This window comes from Anaerococcus lactolyticus ATCC 51172, from assembly GCF_000156575.1.
Classification (GTDB): domain Bacteria; phylum Bacillota; class Clostridia; order Tissierellales; family Peptoniphilaceae; genus Anaerococcus; species Anaerococcus lactolyticus.
On sequence record NZ_GG666051.1, the window covers coordinates 4791 to 6687 of the forward strand.

Below are 1897 nucleotides of genomic sequence, written 5' to 3' on the forward strand. Positions count from 1 at the left end.
CTTTTCTCTCCTTTGTTTGAATTAAAAAAAGGGAAGTATAGGTTTTAATTTTTCTATACTTCCCTTTGATTGTTTTTATTTTATTGTTGTTGGTGGTGGAATGCTTTATTTTGATGTTTTTATATATTTCTTAGGTATTTGTACCTTTTGTTGTTTTTCTGCTCTTATTTTGCTTTTCCACCTTTAGTAGTTTATGTGTGTTCTTTTGTCTGATAGATAGTTTTTCATGTTGGAATATAATATCTGCACTTCTTCATTGTTCATTGCTTTTATTTCTTCTGTGCTTTTATATGTTTTGTATGTTCCATCTTCATTTGCTTTTATGAGTTCATCTATTAGCTCTTGCCTTTTATTCATCTCTATTACCTCCTAGATCTGCCTTTATTTTCTTGGTCATATTATAGCTTGGATAAGATATTTTTACCAGGTCTTATCTTTCTTGATTTTTGTAATAGTCTTTAGCCATTTGTCTTTTTTTATTAAAACTATCACTATCTTGCTTATATTCTTTTATCTTTTCCACGATGCTTCCTTTTTCTCCTCTCTTAATTGCCTTGTCAATTTCTATTGATAGGTCAATACCATATTCTTCATTGACTACTTCTACTGCATATTTAATATGATTTATTTCCTTGTATCTTTCCCTTATCTTTTCTGACTCTGTATTTAATTTACTGATTTCGTCTTCTAGGTTTTTGATTTCTCCTAACCATTCTTTTTCTCTTAAATTTTTCTTTCCACTGATTTTTTCAATTAAGGTTCTTGCCCTTATATGTTGGTCTATTTCCTTTTGATTATTCTTGTAGAAGCTTTCTTTTAATATTTTCTTGCTTTCATATTCTTGGTAGGTTGCTTTTGTTTTTCTTACAGTCTTTGCATAGGCTAAGCATTTGTTAAGGTCTTCTATCTTTTGACTGTTTTCTTTTATGGTCTTATATATTTCAGAGTTTTTACTTCTTAGGGTGTTTATATGTCCTTGTAGGTCTGATATGGTTTTTATTTTATTTTCTCTTAGATAATTTATTCCACTTGCATATCTCTTTAGATCATAGATTGCTTTGTTTCTTTTACCATAAAATGATAGTTCAGCTATATTGTTTTCTTGCATTTCTTGATAGAAGCTTAAATATTCATAGAGGTTAAAGAGTCCTGATTCATTTTCGATTTGCTTTTTACTTTGGTCTTTATATTCCTTGTATGATTCTTTTAGCTTATCTTTAAAGCCTTTTAGCCATGATGTTATTTTCTTTATTTCATTGCCTATGTTTCTTAATAGTTCATTCTGTTTTTTTATTTCACGATTTATATCTCCTTTTTCTGTCCTTATTCCTTTTCTTTCCATTGCACTAGCACTTGCTCCTAAATGTATTGTAGGTATTTGTTTTATACCTTGTCTTTTAAAACTCCTATGGTCTACTCTTTTTTCTATCTTGTTTTTTGATAGATATTCATTGCAAAGGTCTGAAAAATTTTCTCTCCATTTTTCTACATTGCCTTTATCGTTCCAGGTTGTTAGTTCTACTTTTCTTGTCTTAGGTTTTCCATTTTTGTTTAAAATCTTTTCCCCTTTTTCATCTAGGATATATTCTTTTTTTGACTTTGCTAAGAACTCTCCTTTTTCGTTTATTGGTCGCATTATGGTCATTATATGACAATGGATATTTCCATTTTTATCTTGACTTTCATCATGAATTGCATAATCTACTATCATTCCTTGTGATGTTAGATTTTCTTTTATATATCTTTCAACTAGGTTTTTATTTTCACTTAAAGATAACTCTTTTGGTAGTCCTATTATGAATTGTCTTGCTAGTTGTGCATTAGAATTTTTTTCTGCCATTTCTACTTTATTCCATAAGGTCGACCTATCATTAAATTCTTTTGGTATATGATCAGG

Annotated in this window: 2 protein-coding genes; both read right to left on the reverse strand. The window is 28.9% G+C overall.

Annotated elements, in window-relative coordinates; genetic code table 11:
• Positions 1-183: 183 nt before the first annotated feature.
• Positions 184-357, reverse strand: a complete 174-nt coding sequence (locus tag HMPREF0072_RS12185) for a hypothetical protein (protein WP_004829663.1) — start codon at positions 355-357, stop codon at positions 184-186.
• Between the two features lie 73 nt (positions 358-430).
• The coding region (locus tag HMPREF0072_RS08945) for a MobA/MobL family protein (protein ID WP_004829665.1) at positions 431-1897 on the reverse strand (1467 nt) is incomplete at its 5' end.